General features: G+C 59.5%; 16 protein-coding genes. All 16 read left to right on the forward strand.

The genetic code is table 11. From position 1 onward, the window contains the following. Positions 1–53 precede the first annotated feature (53 nt). A complete protein-coding gene (gene glpA / locus VEZ52_RS08255; protein WP_324836401.1) occupies positions 54–1,661 on the forward strand; it encodes an anaerobic glycerol-3-phosphate dehydrogenase subunit GlpA in 1,608 nt (535 codons plus the stop codon). Continuing rightward, on the forward strand, positions 1,645–2,934 hold the full coding sequence (glpB, locus tag VEZ52_RS08260) for an anaerobic glycerol-3-phosphate dehydrogenase subunit GlpB (RefSeq protein ID WP_324836402.1): 1,290 nt from the start codon (positions 1,645–1,647) through the stop codon (positions 2,932–2,934). Before glpA ends, glpB begins: the two co-directional genes overlap by 17 nt. Further along, entirely contained in the window at positions 2,931–4,139 is a 1,209-nt protein-coding gene (locus VEZ52_RS08265; RefSeq protein ID WP_324836403.1) for an anaerobic glycerol-3-phosphate dehydrogenase subunit C, read from the forward strand. Before glpB ends, VEZ52_RS08265 begins: the two co-directional genes overlap by 4 nt. 193 nt (positions 4,140–4,332) lie before the next feature. Continuing rightward, complete coding sequence (locus VEZ52_RS08270) at positions 4,333–5,088, forward strand: class I SAM-dependent methyltransferase (RefSeq protein WP_324836404.1); 756 nt, start codon at positions 4,333–4,335, stop codon at positions 5,086–5,088. Positions 5,089–5,893: 805 nt separating this feature from the next. Then, complete coding sequence (gene nifH / locus VEZ52_RS08275) at positions 5,894–6,715, forward strand: nitrogenase iron protein (protein WP_022659260.1); 822 nt, start codon at positions 5,894–5,896, stop codon at positions 6,713–6,715. Between the two features lie 27 nt (positions 6,716–6,742). Next, complete coding sequence (locus VEZ52_RS08280) at positions 6,743–7,066, forward strand: P-II family nitrogen regulator (RefSeq protein WP_240824535.1); 324 nt, start codon at positions 6,743–6,745, stop codon at positions 7,064–7,066. Between the two features lie 9 nt (positions 7,067–7,075). Beyond that, positions 7,076–7,453, forward strand: a complete 378-nt coding sequence (locus VEZ52_RS08285) for a P-II family nitrogen regulator (protein ID WP_324836405.1) — start codon at positions 7,076–7,078, stop codon at positions 7,451–7,453. Positions 7,454–7,464: 11 nt separating this feature from the next. Beyond that, positions 7,465–9,054 (forward strand): nitrogenase molybdenum-iron protein alpha chain, encoded by a 1,590-nt coding sequence (gene nifD, locus VEZ52_RS08290; protein WP_324836406.1) that lies wholly within the window; start codon positions 7,465–7,467, stop codon positions 9,052–9,054. A 1-nt stretch (position 9,055) separates the two neighbouring features. Then, positions 9,056–10,420 (forward strand): nitrogenase component 1, encoded by a 1,365-nt coding sequence (locus VEZ52_RS08295; protein ID WP_324836407.1) that lies wholly within the window; start codon positions 9,056–9,058, stop codon positions 10,418–10,420. A gap of 61 nt (positions 10,421–10,481) precedes the next feature. Then, positions 10,482–11,909, forward strand: coding sequence for a nitrogenase iron-molybdenum cofactor biosynthesis protein NifE (gene nifE / locus VEZ52_RS08300; RefSeq protein ID WP_324836408.1), 1,428 nt, complete (start codon positions 10,482–10,484; stop codon positions 11,907–11,909). A gap of 75 nt (positions 11,910–11,984) precedes the next feature. After that, the gene (gene nifB, locus VEZ52_RS08305; protein WP_324836409.1) at positions 11,985–14,696 is read left to right on the forward strand and encodes a nitrogenase cofactor biosynthesis protein NifB; all 2,712 of its coding nucleotides are present in this window, start codon (positions 11,985–11,987) and stop codon (positions 14,694–14,696) included. An 81-nt stretch (positions 14,697–14,777) separates the two neighbouring features. Further along, the gene (locus tag VEZ52_RS08310) at positions 14,778–15,722 is read left to right on the forward strand and encodes a homocitrate synthase/isopropylmalate synthase family protein (RefSeq protein WP_324836410.1); all 945 of its coding nucleotides are present in this window, start codon (positions 14,778–14,780) and stop codon (positions 15,720–15,722) included. Beyond that, on the forward strand, positions 15,715–16,578 hold the full coding sequence (locus VEZ52_RS08315; RefSeq protein ID WP_022659252.1) for a homocitrate synthase: 864 nt from the start codon (positions 15,715–15,717) through the stop codon (positions 16,576–16,578). The genes VEZ52_RS08310 and VEZ52_RS08315 overlap by 8 nt, the downstream gene beginning before the upstream one ends. A gap of 348 nt (positions 16,579–16,926) precedes the next feature. Next, on the forward strand, positions 16,927–17,577 hold the full coding sequence (locus VEZ52_RS08320; protein WP_324836411.1) for a Fe-only nitrogenase accessory AnfO family protein: 651 nt from the start codon (positions 16,927–16,929) through the stop codon (positions 17,575–17,577). 11 nt (positions 17,578–17,588) lie between these two features. After that, entirely contained in the window at positions 17,589–18,530 is a 942-nt protein-coding gene (locus VEZ52_RS08325) for a hypothetical protein (protein WP_324836412.1), read from the forward strand. A gap of 134 nt (positions 18,531–18,664) precedes the next feature. Further along, positions 18,665–20,458: cation:proton antiporter (locus VEZ52_RS08330; RefSeq protein WP_324836413.1), on the forward strand; the 1,794-nt coding region annotated here is incomplete at its 3' end.

Below are 20,458 nucleotides of genomic sequence, written 5' to 3' on the forward strand. Positions count from 1 at the left end.
CAGCGTCTGCATGCTTCAGGACGATTCCGACAATTTGCTCCACTGGAGAAACCATGCTTGAAACTACTGTTGTCGTCATCGGCGGCGGCGCAACAGGCATAGGAACCCTGCGCGATCTTTGCATGCGCGGCGTTCCTGCCATATTGCTCGAACAGGGCGGCCTGGCCCACGGCACAAGCTCGCGCTTTCACGGCCTGCTGCACAGCGGCGGCCGTTATGCCGTGGGGGATAATGAATCCGCGCGTGAATGTATTGAAGAAAACATGATCGTGCGGCGCATTGGCAGGCAGTGCGTGGAACAAACCGAAGGTTTTTTTGCGCTCACGCCCGAGGACGACCCCGCCTATGTGGATCGTTGGGTTGAGGCCTGCGGCCGCGCGGGCATTGAGGCTTGTGAAATTGACGTCAAGGAAGCCCTGCGCCTTGAACCCAACATGTCCCCCGAGGTCAAACGCGTTTTCCGCGTGCCTGACTCCTGCGTGGACGGCTTCCGGCTGGTGCTGCACAACGCCATGTCGGCCAGGCGCCACGGCGGGCAGATGCTCACCTATCATGAAGTGACCGGCATCTGCCAAAAGAACGGCAAGATCTGCGGCGTTACGGCCATCAACAAGAATACTGGCGAAACCATTGAGATTGCCTGCTCTGTTGTTGTCAATGCAGCTGGCTCATGGTCTGGGCGCATTGCGGCGCTGGCTGGTCAGGATGTAGCGGTTTCGCCCGACCGTGGCACGCTTGTGGTCTTTAACCACCGCTTCACTTCGCGCGTGGTCAACCGCCTGCACCCTGGCTCTGATGGCGATATTTATGTACCGCACGGCTCCATCACCATTCTTGGCACCACGTCCATACCCACCGACAGGCCGGACGACACTACCCCCACCAGCGAGGAAGTGCTGCGCCTGCTCAAAATCGGTGAGCCGCTGTTCCCGGATGTGCGCAGCTACCGCATTTTGCGCGCCTTTGCGGGCACACGCCCCCTCTACACGCCGGGCGGGGCCGCCGGGCGCAAGGCCAGCCGCAACTTCCATGTTGTGGATCATGCGGAACAGGGCCTTGATGGCATGATTTCCATTTTTGGCGGCAAGCTGACCACCTACCGCCTCATGGGCGAACGCGCCGCAGACAGAGTTTGCGCCAAACTTGGCGTTACCGCCCCCTGCCGCACGGCTGAAGAAGCCATTGTGCCGGATCCGGACGAAGCCACGCTTTCCCGCGCCGCCAAGTACTTTCCGGTTCAGGGCATCCAGCTTATGGCCGACCGCATGGGCGATGACCTGACCCCTGTGATCGAACGCGCGGAAAGGGCCGATTCCAACCCCCTGCTCTGCGAATGCGAAATGGTCAGCATGGCCGAGATTGAATGCGTGGCGCGCGATGCCTCCACCCATTCGCTGACGGATATCCGCCTGCGCACACGCCTGGGCATGGGTACCTGCCAGGGTACGTTCTGCTCGTTGCGGGCGGTTGCCGCGCTTTCCGAACACGACATTCCCCTTGAATTTTCAGCCACCGACAACGTGCGGCGCTTCCTTCAGGAACGCTGGGGCGGTCTGCGCCCTGCCCTGTGGGGCATGCAAGCGCGTGAAATGGAGCTTGGCCGCGCTGTATACGCGGGAACACTCAATCTTGATGGAGCCGCCCATGAGCAGGATTGTTGACGTACTGGTGGTCGGCTCCGGCATGGCAGGCCTTGTGTCCGCCCTTGCCGCAGCGGATCAGGGCCGCAGCGTACGGCTGCTCACAACGGGCATGGGTTCGCTGGCTATCAGCGGCGGCTCGGTGGATTTTCTTGGCTACGCTGACGGCAGGTTTGCCGCCGATCCGTGGCAGGGACTGGCCATGCTGCCTGAAGACCATCCCTACAGCCTGCTTGGGGCAGAAAGCGTCCGCTCGGCCTTTCAGTTCTTTGCAGATGTGATGGAAGGCCAGCACTGGCCCATGCGCCCCGCCCTCTCGCAGGACGGCACGCCGCGCAACACCCAGTTGCCCACCATCATGGGAACGCTCAAACCCACCTATCTGCTGCCAGCCAGCCTGCACACAGAGGCGCTCGCCAGCGCCAAAAAGGTGCTGGTGCTGAGCGTACAGGGCTTGCGAGACTGCCGCCCCTCCCTGGTGGTCAGCCAGTTGCGACGCTACAAAAGCTGGGCCGACAAGGAATTCACCCAGGGGCTTTTGCCCTCGCCCTTTGGCGACACCCACCGCGCCATATCGGCGCTTGATCTGGCCCGCATGGCGGACAAGCCGCATAGCCGCCGCTGGCTGCTGGATGCCCTTGCCCCGCATGCCGGAAAGTACGACCTTATCCTTATTCCGCCGCTCTGCGGCAGCAAGGCCAATCCGGAAGTCTGGCAGGCTGTCAACGCCGCCGCTGGCTGCCCTGTGGTGGAAATGCTGTCCATCCCTCCGGGGGTCGGCGGCCTGCGCCTGCGCGACGCCCTGTTGCAGGCCCTGAACAAGCACAACTTTGAACTGGTGGAAAACACCACGGTTCTGCGCGCCGAAACGACTGGTAGAACCTGCACCGCCCTGGTGGCCGAGGCCTCCGGGCAGGAACGCCACCACGCCGCCCGCGCCTTTGTAACCGCCACCGGCGGCATCCTTGGCGGCGGCATGACGCTTGAACCCGGCCAGTGCTGGGATTCCGTGTTCGGCATCGACATTAACGTGCCGCAGGATGTTTCGCAGTGGTCAGAGCCGAAAATTTTCGGCAACCATCTGTTCTCGCGCATGGGTGTACGCGTTGACCGCACCATGCGGCCTGTGGACGATGCCGCCGTGGTGCGCTGGCAAAACGTCTTTTTCGCCGGGCGCAGCCTTGGCGGATATGATTACGCAACAGAAAAAAGCGGTCACGGCGTTGCCATCGCCACGGGCTGGCAGGCGGGCCTTATGGCCGCCGCAGCCGCCGCTGCCGGGGAAAACCAATGAGCGTGCGCATCAATCCAGACAAATGCATAGCCTGCACCACCTGCGTGGTGCACTGCCCCGTAGCGGATGCGACCCCCAAGTTTCTGGGGCCGCGCATGATAGGCCCTGCCTATGAGCGCTTTCGCCTGCTGGGCCTGACGGAAGACCCCTCGCTGCACTACTGCGCCAACTGCAAAAACTGCGACATCTCGTGTCCGCACGGCGTGCCGGTTTCCAGCCTCAACATGATGGCAAGGGCCGACCAGTTCAAGAAGCACTCCCCCGGCCTGCGCGACTGGGTGCTTGGTCACGGCGAGCTCATGGCCAAGTGGTTGCGGCTCATTCCGGCGGCGCTCAAGAACTTCGGCATGCTCAATCCAGTTACCCGCACGGTGCTGGATGCGCTGGGCATCGACAAACGCGCGCCCCTGCCCGCCTTTGCGCCCCAGACCTTCCGCCAGCTCATGCGCCATGTGCACCAGCCCGACCACAAGCGCAGCGTGGTTTTCTACCCCGGCTGCTACGTGGACGTGTATGACCCGCGCACCGGCCTTGATATGGTGTGGGCCATGAACCGCGCGGGCTACAAGGTTATTGTGCCCGAGGAACTTGTGTGTTGCGGCCTGCCCATGGTTGCCAACGGCTTCTGGCAGCATGCCCGCTCCAATGCGGAACATAACCTGAAGGCCTTGGGCCAGTGGCGCGATGCAGGGCTACCCGTGGTGACGGGCTGCCCCAGCTGCGCCCTCATGTTCCGGGTGGATCTGCCGGAATACTTCCCCGATGTGGCGGAAAAGTACGGTGCATGCAGTCTTGCGGACGCGCAGGAATTTCTGCTGGATGCTGTGGACAGCGGCGACCTTTCGCTGAAGGCCGACAGCAAGCAGACCCTGCCCGACCTCAAACTGATCTATCACGCGCCTTGCCATCTGCGGGCGCAGGGCAACGGCCTGCCAGGGCTGGAACTGCTGCGCCGCCTTGACGGCGTGACCGTGGAAAATGCTGATGCAGGCTGCTGCGGCATTTCCGGCAGTTACGGCTTTAAAAAGGAAAAATACGACATTGCCCAGACCGTGGGCTCGGAACTGTTCGCCAAGGTACGCGAAAGCGGCGCGCAGGCGGCGGTTTCCGAGTGCGGCACCTGCCGCGTGCAGATCACGCACGGTTCCGGCAAATTCAGCCTGCACCCTGTCACCATTCTGCGGCAGCGCCTCGAAGCCCGCTAGGTTTCTGGTCCACGCAGCGCTTCATGATTATAACACGTGGCAGGCGGTTAGCCGCCTGCCACGTGCATGTCGGCTTTGCCAACACTACCGAAAATCAAGAGCAGGCAGCGGCTTTGCCGCACCGTCAGACGAATATTTTCTGTGCATTGCACCCGTTGTCCAGATGGTTTGCCGCCAGCCCAAAGGATACGCCATGACAGCCAAAAATAGCACCAGAGAATTCTGGAACAGCAGGGCCGAGTCCTTTCCCCGTTTTGAAGCCGGGGCCGACACCTACGAGGCCCGCATGCTCCAGCTGGCGCGTGACAACGGCGTGGATTTTCATGGCAAGAGCATTCTTGATGTGGGCTGCGGCAGCGGCATGTACACCATCCGCCTTGCGCAGGAGGCCGCATCGGTCACGGCAGTGGATATATCTGACGAAATGCTCCGCATCCTCATGCAGGATGCCGCCGCGCAGGGCCTTGCCAACATACGGCCCGTGCTTTCAGACTGGGAACACTTTGCCCTTGAGGAGCGCTTTCAGATTGTATTTGCTTCCATGACTCCGGCCCTGAGCGATGACGCCGCCCGCGAAAAGCTGCAGCACTACGCTCTGGAGCAGGTGGTCTTTATGGGGTTTACCGAGCGCAAAACTTCGGATGTCATGGCAGGGCTGTACACGCACTACGGCATCACGCCGCCGCAGTTTGCCGATGCCCCAGATATGCGCGCATGGCTTGAGAGTCAGCGCATTCAGTATGCCGCGCTGCCCGTTGACGGCCAGTGGGTTGTGCCGCACACCCACGATAAGCTGATGGGAGCCTGCGCCGCCAACCTGCGCGCCCGTGGCGCTGAGCCGGACATGCGGCATCTTGCCGCGCATCTTGAGGGATTTCGCAACCAGAACGGGGAATATGTGGAGCGCACGGAATATTCCCTTGAAATGTTGATCTGGCGCACCTCTTAATCACCGCACGGATCCGCCAGATACTTCAAAAACTTCTGGCTGCGCGTAAAACTACCATCCCCACCGCCGAACCCCGAACTGCATTTCTGCCGCATATACCGCGCATACGCCGTGCGCCCGATCATGCCCGCCGTACTTCTTGTACGAGTTGCGTGTTCACGCTTTACTTCTTTTACACCTCCATTCCTATTTTGATACAATTTTGAATCAACACCTCCAGGCTTCGGACATATACACCTTTGCGGCATGCAGGGGTTGACCATGTTCAAAGCATAAGCCCTTTTGTCTCCCCCCACTGGCTAATCCGTCCGAGCAGATACGTTCTTGCCGGAACCGCTTCCTTCCTCCCCGCGCACGACTCTCAAGTTACCGCCTTTTTGCTATTCAATCCCCGTTCCCGCCCCATTTGCCTGATGGACCGGGGTTTCTGCATTCATGGGCAATCAGCGCCGCCATGCCTGTTTTCCTCTGCCGCGTCCATCACCGTATGCCCCAAATACAGCCAGTTATGCCCCCGCACATTCACGCATGGTGATTTCTTTGCGACACGCTCCCAATTTCAAACAAATTTGTATCGGCGGTTTACGCCAGAAAATTTTTGTCAAATAAAACTCTATCATTAAAGCAAGTTACCGACAGGACAGTTTTTTCTGCACCGTGGGCCATCTTAACAATTTTGTATTGATTGTGCGGACAGATTATAAAATTAATGAATAATATTAAATAGTTAATCTAACGGCACGGTTTCTGCACAAAGAGGGACAAGCGCAACGAGCGCGGGAACATCAAACCCAGAGGGAATCTCATGCGTCAGGTAGCTATTTACGGCAAGGGCGGTATCGGCAAGTCCACCACCACACAGAACCTTAACGCCGGCCTTGGCGAAATGGGCAAGAACATCATGATCGTGGGCTGCGACCCCAAGGCCGACTCCACGCGCCTTATTCTGGGCGGCCTTGCCCAGCAGAGCGTGCTCGATACCCTGCGTGAAGAGGGTGAAGACATCGAGCTGGATCTGGTGCTCAAAAACGGCTTCAAGGGCATCCGCTGCGTGGAATCCGGCGGCCCCGAACCGGGCGTTGGCTGTGCCGGGCGCGGCATCATCACCTCCATCGGTCTGCTGGAACGCCTTGGCGCCTACACCGAAGACCTCGACTACGTGTTCTATGACGTTCTGGGCGACGTTGTGTGCGGCGGTTTCGCCATGCCCATTCGTGAAGGCAAGGCCCAGGAAATCTACATCGTGGCCTCGGGCGAAATGATGGCCCTCTACGCCGCCAACAACATCTGCAAGGGTGTCAAAAAGTACGCCAACACCGGCGGCGTGCGCCTTGGCGGCATCATCTGCAACAGCCGCAAGGTTGATGGCGAAGCCGAGCTTGTCTCTGCCGTTGCCAAGGAAATCGGCACCCAGATGATCCACTTTGTGCCGCGCGACAACATGGTGCAGCGCGCCGAAATCAACAAGCAGACCGTTATCGAATTTGACCCCACCTGCGGACAGGCCGACGAATACCGCACCCTGGCCCAGAAGATCGACGGTAACGACATGTTCATCATTCCCAAGCCCCTTTCCCAGGAACGGCTCGAAGAGCTGCTCATGGAACACGGTTTGATGGACGCCTAAACCAACAGCACGAAACGGAGAACAACAATGCAGATGATTCGCACGATTATTCGGCCTGAAAAGACCACCGAGGTTCTCTCCGAGCTGCTGGCAGCAGGCTTTCCAGCCGTTACCAAGCTTGATGTGGTGGGCCGTGGCAAGCAGAAAGGCATCATGGTGGGCGACATTCAGTACGATGAAATTCCCAAGCAGATGCTCATGCTTGTGGTCAGCGACGAAGACAAGGACGATGCCATCCGCGTTATCCTGCGCGTGGCAAAAACGGGCGACGGTCACTTTGGCGATGGCAGAATATTTGTTTCAAGCGTCAGCGAGGCCTGGACCATCAGCAGCGGCAAGTCCGGCCTGTAGGAGGCTCCCATGCAGGAAATAGTTGCAATGGTTCGAGCCAACATGGTGGCAGCGACAAAAAATGCCCTGTCCAAGGCCGGATGCCCCTCATTCTCATGCACCAAGTGCCTGGGGCGCGGCAAAAAGGGCATTGATCCCGCCACCCTGCGCATGGTTATGGAAAGCGGCGAGTTGCCGCGCACTCCGGCGGGCGAATCCCTGACCGAAGTGGGCAGGCTGATCCCCAAGCGGTTGTTCAATATCTGCGTTCCCGATGAAAAGGTCGAAGCTGTGGTCAAGGCCATCATAGAGGCCAACAGCACCGGCCACCCCGGCGATGGAAAGATTTTTGTGATGCCGGTGGAAGAATCCTATGTGGTTCGCACGGGCGAGCGCGCTGACGCATAAGGAAGGTATGTATGAGTATTGACGCCAACGCAGTAGTGCTTGAGCGCTACAACGCCAAGGTCTTCAAGAACCGCAAGGAGCACATGCTCAAGGTCAATCCTGCGGAAGACCAGATTATTATCGCCAACACGCGTGCCATTCCCGGCATCATGACCAACCGGGGCTGCTGTTACGCTGGCTGCAAGGGCGTTGTGCTCGGCCCCATCAAGGACATGGTCACGATTACACACGGCCCCGTGGGCTGCGGCTTCTACAGCTGGGGCACGCGCCGCAACAAGGCCAAGGCCGAGGGTGATGCCCCCAACTACATTCAGTACTGTTTTACCACAGACATGCAGGAGCCGGACATCGTCTTTGGCGGCACCAAGAAGCTCAAGAAGGCCATCGACGAAATCATGGAGCTCATGCATCCCAAGACCATCATGATCGCCGCCACCTGCCCTGTGGGCCTGATCGGCGACGACATTCAGGCCGTGGCCGCAGAAGCTGAACAAGAATACGGTATCCGCTGCGTGGCATACAGCTGCGAAGGGTATAAGGGCGTAAGCCAGTCGGCGGGCCACCACATTGCCAACAACGGCCTCATGAAGCGCGTTATTGGTACTGGCAATTATGAACCCGCCACCAAGTATTCGATCAACATCCTTGGCGAATACAACATCGGCGGCGACGGCTGGGAACAGGAACGCATCCTTAAAAAAATCGGCTACGAAGTGGTTTCGGTGTTCACCGGCGACGGTGAAGTGGAACGCATCGCCAGCTCGCACAAGGCAAACCTGAACCTCGTGCAGTGCCACCGTTCCATCAACTACATCGCCGAAATGATGAAGACCAAGTACGGCGTGGACTGGCTGAAGGTCAACTTTATCGGCCTGGAAGGAACAGTTCAGAGCCTGCGCGACATGGCTGCCTACTTTGGCGACCCCGAGCTTGCGCAGCGCACCGAACAGGTCATCGCCGAAGAACTGGCCGAGGTGCAGGATCAGATGGCGGCCTACAAGGCCCGCCTCAACGGCAAGACAGCAGCCCTCTTTGTGGGCGGCAGCCGCTCGCACCACTACCAGGGCCTGTTGCAGGACCTGGGCATCAAGACCGTGCTTGCCGGGTACGAATTCGGCCACCGCGACGACTACGAAGGCCGGGAAATCATCCCCAACATCAAGGATGACGCGGACAGCAAGAATATTGAACACATCACCGTGGAAAAGGACGAAAAGAAGTATCACGCCTACCTTACGCAGGAACAGTACGACAAGCTGGCCGCCGAGATCCCGCTTGAAAAGTACCACGGCATGATACGCGACATGGACGAGGGCACCTACGTGGTTGACGACCTCAACATGTACGAAGCTGAAAAATTTATGGAAATCCTCAAGCCCGACATGTTCTTCTCCGGCATCAAGGACAAGTACGCGCTGCAAAAGGCCGGGACCCTCTCGCGCCAGCTGCACAGCTACGATTACAGCGGGCCTTACGCGGGTTTCAAGGGCGCAACGCAGTTCGGTTACGACCTCTGCATGGGGTACTTCACCCCCGCGTGGCACATGGTAACCCCGCCCTGGAAGAATCGCGCCACCCTGCAAGGAACTGTGGGAGAATAGTATGCTTGACCTCACCCCAAAGACACATGTGAACAGATCGGGCGTTCTTATCAACCCGTGCAAGACCTGTCAGCCTGTTGGAGCTCTGTTTGCCGCTCTGGGCGTGCGCAACTGCATGCCTTACAGCCACGGATCGCAGGGTTGCGCTTCCTACCACCGCACCTACCTTACGCGTCACTTCAAGGAACCAGCCATTGCCGTCACCAGTTCCTTTACCGAAGGCGCGTGCGTGTTCGGCGGCGGCCCCAACATCCGCCAGGGCGTCAAGACCACGTTTGAGGTCTACAACCCTGATATCATTGCCGTGCATACCACCTGTCTTTCTGAAACCATCGGCGATGACCTCAAGACCTACATCGACGAAATGGAAATTCCGGACGACAAGATCGTGGTGCACTGCAACACGCCGAGCTACGTTGGCTCGCACGTGACGGGCTTTGGCAACATGATGGCCGGGTTCATCAAATACCTTGCCGCCAAGGGCAAGACCACTGAAACAGTGGCGGTGTTCCCCGGCTTTGTAAACCCCGGCGACATCCGTGAATACAAGCACCTTGTGAACCTGATGAAGCTCAAGTCCATCATGTTCCCCGATTGCAGCAACGTCATGGATGCGCCCATGACCGGCGAATACAAGATGTATCCCGATGGCGGCACCACGGTTGAAGAAATCCGCGCGCTCGGCTCCTGCCGCAAGGTTCTGGCCCTTGGCCGTCTTACAAGCGAGGAACCCGCCGCCCAGCTCAAGCGCAAGTGCGCCGTGGACTTTGACCTGCTGCCCCTGCCCATCGGCCTGGCCGATACCGATGCCTTTATCATGGCCATGGCAAACCTCAACGGCGGCGAAGTTGACCCGCTTATTGACGAAGAACGCGGTCGCCTGCTTGACCTCATGCTGGACGCCAACCCGTACTTCTACGGCAAAAAGGTTGCCGTGTACGGCGACCCCGACACAGTGCTTGGCATGACCCGCTTCTGCCTTGAACTGGGCATGATCCCCAAGTACGTGCTCACTGGTACGCCCGGCGAAACCTTCGTCAAGCTGGCCAACGGCATGTTCAAGGAATACGGCAAGGAAGAAGAGTGCCAGGCCTTTGCCGCCAAGGATCTCTTTGACCTGCACCAGTTCATCAAGGAAGAACCCGTTGATCTCTTGCTCGGCAACTCGCACGGCAAGCAGATCGCCAAGGCCGAAGGCATTCCGCTGGTACGCGCCGGCTTCCCGGTGCTTGACCGTTACGGATACGCATCGCTGCCCATGGTCGGTTACCGTGGAGCCTTCCAGCTCGCCACCCGGATCGCTGATACGCTTATGGAAGAGTTTGACCGCAACTGCGCTGACGAAGACATGGATCTGATTATGTAAGACGGCTCAAAGCCGCAATAGGGCCGGGGGGGCATCCCCCCGCCCTTGCAAGGGGGTTCCCATGGCTATGGAAATACTTGAAGAACGCCGTACGTCCATCAAGGAAAAGGGAAACAAGGGCGGGGGCGGCTGTAGCGGCGACGGCCTGCGTTGCGATACGGCCAGCGTGGCCGGTTCCGTGAGCCAGCGGGCCTGCGTGTACTGCGGTGCGCGCGTGGTGTTAAACCCCATTACCGATGCCTTTCATATCGTACACGGCCCCATCGGCTGCGCCAGCTACACCTGGGACATTCGCGGCAGCCTCACCAGCGGGTCGGAACTGTTCCGCAACAGTTTTTCCACGGACTTGCAGGAAAAGGACATCGTCTTTGGCGGTGCGGAAAAGCTCACCCGCGCCATTGACGAGGCCGTAGCCAACTACTCGCCCAAGCTCATCTTTGTGTACGCCACCTGCATTGTGGGCGTGATCGGCGACGATGTGGAAGCCGTGTGCCGCAATGCGGAAAAAAAGCACGGCATCCGCGTGATCGCGGTCAAGGCCCCGGGCTTTTCGGGCACCAAGTCCACGGGCTACCGCATGGCCTGCAACGCCCTTGTGCAGCTCATGGAGCCGCACAAGGAACAGCCCAAGATCAAGGGCGTCAACATCCTTGGCGACTACAACCTTGCGGGCGAAATGTGGATCATCCGCAATTACCTGCGCGAGATGGGCATTCCCATTGTCGCCACACTCACGGGCGACGCCGCGTATGAAACCCTCATCAAGGCCCCGGCTGCCCAGCTCAACATCGTGCAGTGCGCCGGCTCCATGATGTATCTGGCCCACCGCATGGAAGACGAAATGGGCGTCCCCTGGATGCGCGCCAGCTTCTTTGGGGTGGAAGACACCTCCACCGCCCTGCGGCAGGTGGCCGATCGCCTCAATGACGACTACGCCAAGCGCAAGGCTGAAGCTCTTATTTCTGAGCGCGGCGCAAAGGCTGAAGCATTTCTTGAACAGTACAAGCCGCACTTTGTGGGCAAAAAGGCCGCCATCTTTGTGGGCGGCGGCTTCAAGGCCATATCGCTCATCCGTCAGTTTAACGAAATGGGCATTGAAACTGTGGTTGTCGGCACCCAGACCGGCAAGCCCGAAGACTATGAAATCATTTCAAGCCTTGTTAACCCCGGCACCGTCATTCTGGACGATGCCAACCCGGCAGAGCTTGAAACATTCATGAAGCAGAAAGGCGCGGATATTCTGGTGGGCGGCGTCAAGGAACGCCCGCTGGCCTACAAGCTCGGCATTGCCTTTTGCGATCACAACCACGAGCGCAAGCACGCTCTGGGCGGTTTTGAAGGCGTGGAAAACTTCACCCGCGAGGTGAACCTTTCCATCAACAGCCCTGTGTGGCAGTTCACGCGCAGCTCTGCTTCATTTGCCGAAGCAACGCAGGCGCAGGCCAGTCTGGTGCGTGAAGCACTGGCAGCAAGAGCAGCACATTTCTAGCACAGCGTAATCGGCTTGCACGCAGTTTGCCCGCCGCCGCGGCCCAAAGGCCGCCTGGAACATAAGGAGAAGACAATGAGCGCCAATCTTGTCAACCTGAATACAAATCCCTGCAAGATGTGCATGCCCATGGGTTCGGTAAGCGCCTTTTACGGCATCAGCAAGAGCATGAGCATTCTGCACGGTTCGCAGGGGTGCAGCACTTACATTCGGCGGCACATGGCAACCCATTACAATGAGCCGGTGGATATAGCCTCCTCTTCACTTACGGAAGAAGGCACGGTCTTCGGCGGCACCAAGAATCTGCTCAAGGGGCTTGAGAACCTCATCAAGCTCTACAATCCCGAGGTGATCGGCGTTTCCACCACCTGCCTTGCCGAAACCATCGGCGAGGACGTGCCCGCCATCATCAAGCAGTTCAAGGACGAACACCCGGAAGTGACGGCCACCATCATTCCTGTGACCTCGCCGGGTTACAGCGGCTCGCAGTACGAGGGATTTTTCCGCGCCTTGCACGCCATTGTGCGCCACGTGCCCATGAACGCCACGCCCAACAACGTGGTCAACATCATCACCGGGCACCTCTCTGCGGCGGATACCAGAGCGCTCAAGCAGCTGCTTGACGCCAGCGGCCTTGAATACGTGCTCCTGCCCGACCTTTCGCAGAATCTTGATGGCGGGCATGAAGACGACTATAACAGGCTGCCCCAGTACGGCACAACGCTTGCCCGCATCGGCCTCATGGCTGGCGCGCGCATGACGCTTGAACTTGCGCCCTTCTGCCCCGAGGGCTACTCCCCAGGCGCGTACCTGCGCGATACTTACGGCGTGCCGCTCCTACGCATGAACCTGCCTGTGGGCCTGCGCGATACGGACGCCTTTGTAGCCACGCTTGAAGCCCTTGGCGGGGCCATTCCCGCCACTGTGCGCGAAGAGCGCGCCCGCTACCTTGACGCCATGATCGATGCGCACAAATATAACGCCCAGTGCCGCGTTGCAGTATTCGGCGAGCCGGACATGGTGCTGGCCCTTGTGCGCGCCTCGTGCGAAAATGGAGCCGTGCCCGTGGTGGCCGCCACCGGCAGCCGCTGCGCCGCCTTTGAAAAAACGCTTGCGCCCGACATGGCTCAGGCTACGGAAACCCAGTTCAGCGGCGATTACGACATTCTGAATTTTGCGGACTTTGCCGCCATTGAAAACGCCATGCTGGCGCGCAAGGCCAACCTCATACTTGGCAATTCCGATGGCCGCCGCATTGAGGAACGCCACCACGTTCCGCTGCTGCGCTACGGCTTTCCCATCCACGACAGGGTTGGCGGCCAGCGCACCCGCATGCTCTTCTATGACGGTTCGCTCAGCCTCATGGAAGCCACGGCCAACGCCATGTTGCAGTTCACCGAGGGCAGCTTCCGCGAGGAGCTTCTCAACAAATACTTCAAGGAAGAAGCCGCCATGGAAGCTGATGCCTCCCGCATAGAAGTTGTGGCCCCGGCCAAGGAGCCGCTTGTGCCTGTAACTGCCCCCACAGCCGCCCATGCCGCTGGCAGCGCCGCCGCCGTCAATGCGGAGCGCACCAAGTCGCACCCCTGTTTTTCCTGTGGGGCCTGCGCCACCTCGGCGCGCCTGCATCTGCCCATCGCGCCCAAGTGCAACCTGAGCTGCAACTACTGCCTGCGCAAGTACGACTGCGTTAACGAAAGCCGCCCCGGCGTCACCACCGCAGTGCTCACGCCCGCACAGGCTTTTGACCACTTTATGAAGGTCAAGCACGACATGCCCAACCTTACGGTTGTGGGCATCGCCGGCCCTGGCGACACGCTGGCCAATCCCGAGGAAACCTTCCGCACGCTGGAGATGATCCGCCGGGAAGACCCCAATATCACCTTCTGCATGTCCACCAACGGTCTGGCCCTGCCGGAATACGTGGAAGACATGAAGCGCGTGGGCGTAAGCCACGCCACCGTGACCATCAACGCCGTTGATCCCGCCATTGGCGCGCAGATTTACAAGTTCGCCATGTACAGGGGCAAGCGCTACACGGGCGAAACCGCAGCCGCCCTCCTGCTGGCAAACCAGATGGCGGGCCTGCGCGCCCTCTCCCAGGCGGGCATAGTGAGCAAGGTCAACACGGTGCTGCTCAAGGGCATCAACGACGGGCACATCCCGCAGGTTGTGGAAACCGCGCGCGAACTGGGCGCTGTGATGACCAACATCATGCAGCTCATCCCGGTCAAGGGCAGCGTTTTTGAAAACATGCCCCTTGTGAGCAACAAGGAGCTCATGGACATGCGCCGCAGCTGCGAGCCCACGCTCAAGCAGATGTACCACTGCAAGCAGTGCCGCGCCGATGCCGTGGGCCTGCTGGGCGACGACAAGTCCATTGAGTACCGCCCGCCCGTGGCCGAAAAGGCCCCCGCAGCGGAAGAAGCCAGGCCCACAGTGGCCCGCAAAATACGCATCGCCGTGGCTTCCAAGACAGGCATGACCGTTGATCAGCACTTTGGGCAGGCCGAGCAGTTCTACATCTACGAAAGCGACGGCGACGCCGCCAGCTATGTGGAAACCCGCAGTGTTTCCAAATACTGCAACGGCATGGACGATTGCGGCGAAAAGGCCGGGCGCATGGCGGGCATTCTGGCCGCCGTGGACGACTGCAAGGGCGTGCTGGCCCTGCGCATAGGCGAAAGCCCGCTGAAAAAGCTTGAGACAAAGGGAATACGCGTGTTCACCCTCTATGAAAATGTGGACAAGGCCGTGAATGACGCCGCCAGGGCGCTCTGCGGATAATTCCGGCTCAATCCATCGGCCTGGCCGGAGGCAAACCGGTCAGGCCGGGGCACACGCCATCTTTGCCAAGAGGTTATTTCCATGCCGCAACTGGTGGACAGAACGCTCTGCCTGCTCTACCGGGTGCTGCCAGCCGCGCACTCGCAAGAGGAAAGGCAGACCGCAGACGCATTTGCGCTCTGGGCCGGGGAATGGATCGACCTCATGCACCACATGGGTTTTGTGGTCGAAATTCCCCCAGATCTTCAATTTGCAGCAGCCAGCACCAAGGCCCGCCGCACGGGCAAACGCTCGACTCCTTACGGCCCATGGGCGCGCCTGAGCGGTTGCTGTGACGCTCTTTATACCTTTGAAACGGAACTCTGGCCGCGCTTTGCCGCCATCAAGGATACGGTGGAGTTCTGCCCCGGCGATCATGCGGGCTGCGCCACGGCTCTTGCCGTGCTGTGGCTGCTCAAGGGTGCCCCTCGGGTGGCGGGCTGCATTGGCGGCTCTGCCCTGTACGGCCCCGATGCCGGGCCTGCCCTGGAAGAAGTGGCCCTGAGCCTGCACGCTCAGGGTCTGGAGACAGGCCTGACGCATCTGGACAAACTGCCTGAAGCAACAGCCCTGCTCAAGGAGGCAGGACAGGACATTTCCCACCACAAAGCCGTGCTGGGCGCGGATATCTTTGCTGTGGAATCCGGCATTCATGTGGACGGCATTGTCAAAAAGCCATTTCTTTACGAGCCATATACTCCAGCCACTGTGGGGCTTGAACGCCAGATTGTGGTGGGCAAGCACTCAGGGCGTGTTTCGTTGCGCATCAAGGCCAGCCAGCTTGGTTTGAACTTGCCGCGCACGGCGGAAGAACATATGCTGGAACTGGTTCAGCAGCTTGCCGAGCGCCAGCAATGCAGCCTGACCGATGCCCAGTTTCTCGACCTGTGTCACGCATGCCATCCCCCCGAATCCTTGTCTTCTGCCCGAACGGACTGTTGCGGTCTTTCGGGCGCAACGGTTTCTGTGGAGGTGGGCCATGCCTGAGATCATTATTGTCGATACCACCCTGCGCGACGGCGAGCAGGCTCCCGGCTTTGCATTCCCTCCTGCCCTGAAAATCCGCCTTGCCGCCATGATGGACGAAGCTGGCGTGGACCAGATCGAGGCGGGCGTTCCCGCCATGGGCGAAAACGAAAAGGCCACCATCCGCTCCATCCGCGAGGCCTGTTCCAATGCCCGCGTTTCCACCTGGAACCGCCTGCGCGAAAGCGACGTGCGCCACTCCTTTGACTGCTCTCCGCATATCATTCATCTGTGCTGCCCGGTTTCTGACCGGCAGATCAAGGATAAGCTCAAAACAACCCGCGCAGAGGTAATGGCCTCCCTTGCCAAGTGCGCGGCGCTCGCCGCAAGCCGTGGTGCGGAAGTGACTGTTGGCTTTGAAGATTCCTCCCATGCCTCGCCCGACCAATTGCGCGATGCGGCGAGGGCCGCGCGTCAGTGCGGCGTGGTGCGGGTACGGCTCAGCGATACTGTGGGCTGTTACACGCCAGACAAGGTCTGGCGAGCCGTGCGCATGCTGCGCGAGGCAGGCGTGGATGTGGAAATCCACGCGCACAACGACTTTGGCATGGCTGTTGCCAATTCGCTCATGGCTGTGAACGCCGGGGCGCGCTACGTCAATACAACGTTGTGGGGCATTGGCGAGCGGGCGGGCAACTGCGGGCTTGCCACTTTTACGGCTGCGGCTGCGCGGCTGGGCAATACCTCGTGCGCGGTGGATGCGCGCAAGGCACTCGAACTGGAGCGCCTTGCGGCTACACTTTTGCCGCAAAAATCCATGAACGGCTGGGGCAAGCATCTGGGTTACAGCTATGGCACGCGCCCCTTTGGTCTTTAACGGCACAAGCGTCTTTTGTCCTCTGCCAGCGTTGCGTTAGCCGTTGCGACGCAGGAAGCTACGGATAACGGCAGCAGTTGGTTAAAAATGAACCTTACACGTCCATTGCTGTCGCTATTCGTAAGCCCGACAAGCGGGCAACGACTAGCGCATACTGCGCCAGTTTTTTCGGTCGAGTACTATAAGAGTACACTCCCTCAAAAACAGGCTTGTCTTCCTTGGCAGAGAACAAAATCCATCTTGTGCCAAAACAAATTTATCATAATTACGGCAGATAGATGTTATTTTAAATAATTACATCACTCGTTGCCGCTAACACTCTGGACGCCCCAGCATACGGAGATCGCCATGAAATGCGACTGCATTGCAGTGCTCGAAAATACAGAGAATTCAATCACCGCCATGGAAAACTGCACCCACCTTTCCGTCTGGCAGCGCGACTGGAGCACGGGCAAGGGCTGGCATGCCTGTGATCCCGTGCCTTTTTCTCTTGAAGGCTGCGGCACCCTGCCCCAGATGCGCGACCGGCTGCGTCAACTGGCCCTTCTGCTGCCCGCAGAGGCTGCCATAGCCGGGGCCAGCATTTCAGGCCTTGCGTACAATGAACTGAGCCGCATGGGCTTTTGCCTGTGCGAGCTGGACGCATTCTCGCCCGATATTCTGGATGCCCTGGCCAGCGAGATTCTGGCGTCCGCCCAGGGGGAGGCGCAGGTTCCCACCGCGCCCACGCCCACCGATACACCCGGCGTGTACAGCATTAATCTTATGGAAGTGCAGGCCGCGCACCCGGAAATCACATCAAAAAAAGCCCTGCGTCCCTTTTTTGCGTCTACGCCCTTTGTGGAACTGGAAATCATCTGCGGACACATGCCCCCCTGGCTTGAGGAGCATATGCACCAGCAGCGTCTGACATGCGCCCTCACCCGACAGGAAGACGGAACCGTCCGCGCCCGTATTTCGCATACGCTCTGTGGCGAATCTGCGCCAAATGGACGTTAGGAGTCTATGTTATGAGTACCGCCCTGCAACTTGATACTGTGGCTACGCCCTATGGCGCCATCGCCAACGTGCATGTGCTCTCCCGCTGGCCCGACGGCGCGCCGCAGGATTGCCGCCTGCTGGCAGAAGATACCGTGCCCACGCCCCACGGCTGGCTCACGCCCCTTTACGAAGCGGAAGACGTACGCCGCAGCAGCGGCAAGAGCTTCAGCCTGTATCCCAATGGCATGTGGCGCAATCTGGAGCTGCAAAATCAAACGACTGTAAACACACCCCTTGGCGACTTGCCCGCCGAATGGCTGGCCTGGCACGGAAACGGCGCGCTCAAGCGCATACTCCTGCGCAAGGGCAAACTCAGCGGTTACTGGACAGAACAGGACGAGCGCAAACTGGCAAGCCAGATATCCCTTTCTCTGCACGGGCAGGAAGTGAACGCCAAGGTTCAGGGCCTGCGTTTCTATCCTTCAGGCGTGCTGGAGAGCGTCACCTTCTGGCCCGGCGAAACAATCCTGCTTGCCACCCCGCTTGGCTCCATGCCCGTGAGGTACGGCTGCGCCTTTTATGAGAGCGGCGCGCTGCGAAGCTGCGAACCGGCGCGCCCTGCGCATGTGCCAACCTCCATTGGGCAGATTGCGGCCTACGACCCCGCCGCCTCGGCCATCTGCGGCGACGTCAATTCCCTGTGCTTTGCTGAAGCCGGCACGGTTTCCAGCCTTGTCACCGCCGCCTGTTCCCTGCGCTGGCAGCAGGGTACGGAGCAGAAATGCATGTCGCCTCGCCTGGAAAAAGATCAGCTCACCATGCTGCGCACCGTGGTTGTTCCCTTGCGGGTGGAATTTCTGCCCAATGCTCTGGTGCGCATGGACGATGGCAAGCAGGTCATGCAGGCCCCGGCGCAGGGCATAACTATCGGGCCTTTTGTGGCTCTGCCCGACATGCGCGAGAGCTGCTGACGTTTTGCACAGCAACTACAATCCTGCCATACATTGCAACCAGTTGGACGGGCAGCGCGCTGCCGCAAATATTGTTGCGGCAGCGCGCCTTGCGCTGTATATGGTCGCAGTGCTAGATTGCCGCAGGAGGCTGCATGGAAGTTCCTTTGCTCTATGAAATCGTCATTATTTTTCTTCTTTCAATTTTCGTCACCATCGTCTGCAACAGAATAAAACTGCCCGCCACCGTGGGCTTTCTGCTGACAGGCGTTTTGTGCGGCCCTTCCCTGCTGGGTATCGTCAAGGACATGCAGGCCATTGACCATATTGCTGAACTCGGCGTTGCCATGCTGCTGTTCACAATAGGTATGGAACTTTCGGGCGAGGCTCTCAACCGCCTGAAACGGCCCGTTTTTCTTGGCGGCAGCCTGCAAATCGGCCTGACGGTTCTTGCCGTGGCGGGCATTGCCATGCTGCTGCGCGATGCTTCGTACCAGAAAGGCCTTTTCTGGGGCTGTCTGGTGGCGCTCTCGTCCTCGGCCATTGTGCTGCGTATTTTGCAGGAGCGCGGGGCCACCAACACGCCCACAGGCCGACTTTCCCTTGCCATTCTTGTTTTTCAGGACATTATGGTAGCGCCCATGCTGCTGGCGGTGCCCCTGCTTGCGGGCACGCTTGAGCTTTCGCTCCAGGGCGCTGTGTTTTCAACACTGCGCGTGGTGGTGGTGCTGGGCGGCGTGCTGCTTTTTGCCCGCTTTGGCCTCAACAGGCTTATGGAAGCCGTGGTGCGCACCCGCACGAGAGAAATACTGCTGCTCTCCACCCTTGGCCTGTGCCTCGGCATGGCCATGCTGACCAACTACCTGGGCCTTTCGCTCTCGCTCGGGGCCTTTTTGGCCGGTTTGATGCTTGCCCGCTCGGAATACAGCATGAGCGTTATTTCGGGTATTTTGCCCTACCGCGATGTTTTCATGAGCCTGTTTTTCATCTCGGTGGGCATGATGCTGAATCTGGAGTTTTTTTTAGAGCATTTTGTCGCCATTATTGTTCTGACTGCGCTGTTCATCGTCATAAAATCCCTGCTCACCCTGCCTTCGGTGCTGGTGCAGGGCTATCCTTTGCGCGCTGCCATTGTCACGTCCCTTTCTCTCGCGCAGGTGGGCGAATTTGCCTTTGTTCTGGCGGCATCTGGTCTGGCGTCCGGGCTGTTTGACATGAACGCCTATCAGACATTTCTTGATGTCAGCGTGCTCACCATGATGCTGACCCCCGGCCTTATGGCTGTGGCCCCGCGTCTTGCCGACAAGGTTGCGGGCAAGCGCAACGAGCGGATGCTTGCCAAGGCCGAAGACCACGAAGGCGCCTGCGCCATGGAAGACCACCTGATCATTGTGGGCTTTGGCATCAGCGGCAAACACCTGGCCCATGTGGCCCGAGAATCCGGCGTATGTTATACCATCCTTGAAATGAATCCCGAAACCGTTACCCGGTATCGGCACAAGGAACCCATTTCGCACGGTGACGCCTCGCAGCCCATCGTGCTGGAGCATCTGGGCGTCACCAAGGCGCGTGTGCTCGCCATCGTCATTTCCGACCCTGCGGCGGTGCGCTCCATTGTTATTGAAGCCCGGCGGTTCAACCCTAACCTCCACATCATTGCGCGCACCCGCTTTGTGAGCGAGGTGGCCCCCCTGCGTGCGCTTGGCGCGAACGAAGTGATCGCGGAAGAATTTGAAACCTCCATTGAGGTTTTCAGCCGCGTGCTGACACGCTATCTGGTTCCCCGGCAGGATATAGATTCCTTTGCTGCGCGTATCCGGCAGGAGAATTACCGCATGATCCGCCGCATGAGCGCATCGGTAAACTCGCTTGATTCCATGGTCAGCCGCCTGCCGGAGATGGGCGTTCAGGCCATGCGCCTTGCCGCCGCCTCGCCCCTTTGCGGCATC

Source organism: Desulfovibrio sp. (assembly GCF_035644575.1).
Taxonomy (GTDB): domain Bacteria; phylum Desulfobacterota; class Desulfovibrionia; order Desulfovibrionales; family Desulfovibrionaceae; genus Desulfovibrio.

Excerpts from the sequence above, each read along its gene's own strand:
- glpA (WP_324836401.1), top strand. The coding sequence starts at position 54 with ATGCTTGAAACTACTGTTGTCGTCATCGGCGGCGGCGCAACAGGCATA.
- glpB (WP_324836402.1), top strand. The coding sequence starts at position 1,645 with ATGAGCAGGATTGTTGACGTACTGGTGGTCGGCTCCGGCATGGCAGGC.
- VEZ52_RS08265 (WP_324836403.1), top strand. The coding sequence starts at position 2,931 with ATGAGCGTGCGCATCAATCCAGACAAATGCATAGCCTGCACCACCTGC.
- VEZ52_RS08270 (WP_324836404.1), top strand. The coding sequence starts at position 4,333 with ATGACAGCCAAAAATAGCACCAGAGAATTCTGGAACAGCAGGGCCGAG.
- nifH (WP_022659260.1), top strand. The coding sequence starts at position 5,894 with ATGCGTCAGGTAGCTATTTACGGCAAGGGCGGTATCGGCAAGTCCACC.
- VEZ52_RS08280 (WP_240824535.1), top strand. The coding sequence starts at position 6,743 with ATGCAGATGATTCGCACGATTATTCGGCCTGAAAAGACCACCGAGGTT.
- VEZ52_RS08285 (WP_324836405.1), top strand. The coding sequence starts at position 7,076 with ATGCAGGAAATAGTTGCAATGGTTCGAGCCAACATGGTGGCAGCGACA.
- nifD (WP_324836406.1), top strand. The coding sequence starts at position 7,465 with ATGAGTATTGACGCCAACGCAGTAGTGCTTGAGCGCTACAACGCCAAG.
- VEZ52_RS08295 (WP_324836407.1), top strand. The coding sequence starts at position 9,056 with ATGCTTGACCTCACCCCAAAGACACATGTGAACAGATCGGGCGTTCTT.
- nifE (WP_324836408.1), top strand. The coding sequence starts at position 10,482 with ATGGCTATGGAAATACTTGAAGAACGCCGTACGTCCATCAAGGAAAAG.
- nifB (WP_324836409.1), top strand. The coding sequence starts at position 11,985 with ATGAGCGCCAATCTTGTCAACCTGAATACAAATCCCTGCAAGATGTGC.
- VEZ52_RS08310 (WP_324836410.1), top strand. The coding sequence starts at position 14,778 with ATGCCGCAACTGGTGGACAGAACGCTCTGCCTGCTCTACCGGGTGCTG.
- VEZ52_RS08315 (WP_022659252.1), top strand. The coding sequence starts at position 15,715 with ATGCCTGAGATCATTATTGTCGATACCACCCTGCGCGACGGCGAGCAG.
- VEZ52_RS08320 (WP_324836411.1), top strand. The coding sequence starts at position 16,927 with ATGAAATGCGACTGCATTGCAGTGCTCGAAAATACAGAGAATTCAATC.
- VEZ52_RS08325 (WP_324836412.1), top strand. The coding sequence starts at position 17,589 with ATGAGTACCGCCCTGCAACTTGATACTGTGGCTACGCCCTATGGCGCC.